At 37.6% G+C, this 1,153-nt stretch carries 1 protein-coding gene; it reads left to right on the top strand.

Annotated elements, in window-relative coordinates:
- The first annotated feature begins 60 nt into the window (after window positions 1-60).
- Window positions 61-768, top strand: coding sequence for an SDR family NAD(P)-dependent oxidoreductase (locus tag PGLA_RS26400; RefSeq protein WP_068538199.1), 708 nt, complete (start codon window positions 61-63; stop codon window positions 766-768).
- The last annotated feature ends 385 nt before the right edge of the window (window positions 769-1,153 follow it).

The raw sequence follows: 1,153 nt of genomic DNA on the forward strand, positions 1-1,153 counted from the left end.
GTCAGGAATGCACATACGTTATATGAAAGGGACGCAATAGAAATAGCAGGAGGTATAACGATGAAGAAAATCCTTATTACAGGTGCCAATCGTGGTTTGGGCTATGAATTACTAAAAGTTTATATTAATTCAGGAAGCATTGTTTATCCTTTAGTTAGAACTAGAGAATCTGCAGAGCTTTTAACACAAGAGTTCACAATAAATTGTTACCCAATTATTTCAGATTTGAATACAGACGATTCTATATACAGAATCGACAACTCCTTAAAAGAAATAACTACATCAATAGATATTTTAATTAACAACGCTGGGATTTCGGGTAGGGGTAGTTTAATTGAGGAAGTAGACACAGATGAGGTAAATAACTTGTTCAATATTCACTGTCTTGGGCCTATTCGAGCAGTAAAAGGCAGTATAAAGTATTTGCGCAATTCAGAAAGCCCTAAAATAATAAATATATCTTCTAGACTTGGTTCTCTTAGTAGGGTGGCATCTGGTGAATTCAATGGAATGGGATTTTCGTATTCTTACCGAATGGCAAAAGCTGCACAAAACATGTTAACAATCTGCCTTAGTCAAGAGCTAAAAAATGAAAATATTATGGTAAGCGCTGTTCATCCAGGAAGATTGATAACTAGAGGAGGTTCGCCTGACTCAGATACTTATCCTTCAGTTGCAGCCGAAAACATATATAAGTGGATAGGCGAAACTAATATTGAGTCAACCGGAAAATACATGGAACCCAACGTTAAAGAGATTGCTTGGTAGTAGGTCGAAGATGGCGACCCCATCATATAACAAAGCATTTCTACTTCGTCGCTGGCGCTCCTTGGTCGCCAAGAGGGATATCGAAGAAGATTATTCAGGCGACACATTCAACCGGCTAAGTCTGACGACCCGGACCTACGGTCCTTAAGCCGCTTGAACGTCAGAAATGCCAAACGTTATGTGAAATTCCTGCAATTATTTGACTGCTAGTCCATAGGAGGGAATATGAAAAGATTAATTTTAGTGCTAGTAGTAGGTGTAATTATTATTTCGAATGCCATATGGGGTTACTTATATTTCAATAAAGAGGTTGAATCAACTTCAAATGCTGGTGTTCAAGTATATACACTTAATGGTACAGGGAAAATATGGGACGTTATAGATT

Source organism: Paenibacillus glacialis (assembly GCF_001637205.1).
In the GTDB taxonomy this organism is placed as follows: domain Bacteria; phylum Bacillota; class Bacilli; order Paenibacillales; family Paenibacillaceae; genus Paenibacillus_AQ; species Paenibacillus_AQ glacialis.

Excerpts from the sequence above, each read along its gene's own strand:
- PGLA_RS26400 (WP_068538199.1), top strand. The coding sequence starts at position 61 with ATGAAGAAAATCCTTATTACAGGTGCCAATCGTGGTTTGGGCTATGAA.